A 2,470-nucleotide genomic window follows, 5' to 3' on the forward strand; every position below is an offset into this window, starting at 1 on the left:
CTGGTTGAGATAGGCCACGTGGCCGCGGTGGAGCACGTCGAAGCAGCCGTTGGTGAAGCCGACACGCAGGCCCTTGGCCCGCCAGCGGGCGACCTCGTCGGCCATCCGTTGCGGGGTGGCGATCTTGGCCTCGGCCGGAGCGAGGTGGGCCGAGAGCGCGGCCTCCATCAGCTCGTCCGGGGAGACGGTGGCCGTGCCCACCTTTCCGACCGCGACGCCCGACGCCAGGATGCCGATCTCGATCGCCGCCTCGATGGAGGCGCCCGCCGCCAGCGCCAGCCCGAGGGCCGCGATGGCGGTGTCTCCCGCGCCCGAGGCGTCGAACACGGCCTTCGGCGTGCCGTGGAAGTGGCGGACCGGCTCGCCGCGGACGGCCAAGGACATTCCTTTGGCGGCCCGGGTGACAAGCACGGAGCGCGCCTCGCACAGCTCCAGCGCCCGCTTCAGGGCCGCTTCCAGCTCCTCGTCCGTGGAGGTCGGCATGTCGGTGGCGTACGCCAGCTCGGCGGCGTTCGGCTTGATGATATCCACCGCCCCATAACGGGCGAAGCTGCGCGCCTTCGAGTCGACGATCACCCGTGCGCCGTCATTGGCCGCTTCCCGGCAGGCGGCGATCACCGCCGGGGTCACAACCCCCTTGCCGTAGTCCGAGACCAGGATCACGCCGACGCCGGCGGCGACGTCGCGGATGGTCCGCACCAGCCGCTGCTCGCAGTCGCCGTCCACAGCCCGGCTCTCCTCCAGGTCGACCCGCAGCAGCTGCTGGCCGCCCGAGACGAAGCGGGTCTTCAGCGTGGTGGGCCGCGATGAGTCGGTAACCAGGAAGCCCTCGATCCCCTCCTCCTCGCCGATCAGCCGCAGGGCCTCGTGACCCTCCGGGTCGCCGCCGATCAGGCCGACCAGGGCCACCGAGCCGCCCAGCGCCGAGACGTTGCGGGCGACGTTGCCGGCGGCGCCCAGCATCACCAGCTCGCGGGTGCGGGCCAGCACCGGGATCGGGGCCTCGGGCGACACCCGGCTGACCTCTCCATAGACGAAGCGGTCGACCATCAGGTCGCCGACGCAGGCGACCCGGCCCGTCGGCAGGGCCGCGAGCAGCTGCTGTAGGGCCGTAAGATCCATGGCTAGCCTCTGCGTCCTGCGCCTGCGCGGGTCAAGCGGCGGCGGCCCGGCGCTTGGTGAGGGCGTCGTAGTCCAGGAGCTCGCGGACCAGCGGTTCGAAGTCCTTCAGCGGCACCATGTTCGGCCCGTCCGAGGGCGCCGCGTCCGGATCCGGGTGGGTCTCCATGAACACCGCCGCCACGCCGACGGCCACGGCGGCACGGGCCAGCACGGGCACGAACTCGCGCTGGCCGCCGCTGCTGGTCCCCTGTCCGCCCGGCTGCTGCACCGAGTGGGTGGCGTCGAACACGACCGGACAGCCGATCTGCGCCAGGATCGGCAGCGCACGCATATCGGAGACCAGGGTGTTGTAGCCGAAGCTGACCCCCCGCTCGGTCGCCATAGCGTTGGGATTTCCCTCGCCCGTGACCTTGGCGATCACGTTCTTCATGTCCCAGGGGGCGAGGAACTGACCCTTCTTGACGTTGATCGTCCGGCCCGTGCGCGCCGCGGCGATCAGCAGGTCCGTCTGGCGACAGAGGAAGGCCGGAATCTGCAGCACATCGACGGCCTGGGCCACCTCGGCGCACTGCGACGCTTCGTGAACGTCGGTGAGGGTCGGCAGCCCCACGGATTCGCGGATTTCGGCGAACACCGGCAGCGCTGCTTCCAAGCCCATCCCCCGCGCCGCGTTGGCGGAGGTGCGGTTCGCCTTGTCGAAGGAGGTCTTGTAGATCAGCCCGATCCCAAGGCGGTCGGCGGTCTCCTTGAGCGCGTGAGCCGTCTCCAGGGCGTGCGCCCGGCTCTCCATCTGGCAGGGCCCCGCAATGAGGGACAGGCGCTCGGCGTTGCCGATGCGAACGGCCGGGCCGCTGGGCGCTTTGATCTCGATGACGGCGTTCGGCTGGGTCACGCTGCAAGTCCTCCTTGGCGGGCCGCCGCTTAAGTGGCGCAGGCGAGCCTTGTCCACAAGCGGCTGGGACGCCGCGGCCTCGTCGCCTCGGACCCCGGCGCCGTGACCCTGATTCGGCGCTCTGGGCAACCGGTGTTATGGTGAAGATGGACCGAAGGATGCGACCATGACCCTTGTCCAGGATGGCGCCCCGATCTCGCTCACCGCGCGAAGCGGCGCTCTCAACCGTTTGCCGGAACTGAAAGACGCGCCGGCGGCCTTCCGTACGGCCGTGCGGCTGATGGCGGCCAACTGGATCGCCGGAACCCTGATTTTCGAGCTGCCCTCGGGCCGCGAACTGCGGATGGAGGGCTCCAAACCCGGCCCGGAGGCGCGGATCGTCGTGCGCGATTTCGCCTTCATGCGCCGGGTGCTGACGGCCGGCGACATCGGCTTCGCCGAGGGCTACATGGCCGG

General features: G+C 70.6%; 2 protein-coding genes and 1 pseudogene. 1 reads left to right on the forward strand and 2 read right to left on the reverse strand.

Annotation, left to right across the window (positions count from 1 at the left end; all coding sequences use genetic code 11):
• Both VHK87_RS11085 and kdsA read right to left on the reverse strand, forming a co-directional pair.
• Positions 1-1,122 (reverse strand): bifunctional heptose 7-phosphate kinase/heptose 1-phosphate adenyltransferase (locus VHK87_RS11085; protein ID WP_329634957.1); only part of this gene is annotated, 1,122 nt, incomplete at its 3' end.
• A 31-nt stretch (positions 1,123-1,153) separates the two neighbouring features.
• The gene (gene kdsA / locus VHK87_RS11090) at positions 1,154-2,014 is read right to left on the reverse strand and encodes a 3-deoxy-8-phosphooctulonate synthase (protein ID WP_329634958.1); all 861 of its coding nucleotides are present in this window, start codon (positions 2,012-2,014) and stop codon (positions 1,154-1,156) included.
• A gap of 166 nt (positions 2,015-2,180) precedes the next feature.
• Between kdsA and VHK87_RS11095 the strand changes: the two are divergent.
• Positions 2,181-2,470: pseudogene (locus tag VHK87_RS11095) on the forward strand (hypothetical protein); the annotation flags it as partial.

The sequence above is a fragment of the Phenylobacterium sp. genome, from assembly GCF_036263695.1.
In the GTDB taxonomy this organism is placed as follows: Bacteria; Pseudomonadota; Alphaproteobacteria; order Caulobacterales; family Caulobacteraceae; genus Phenylobacterium.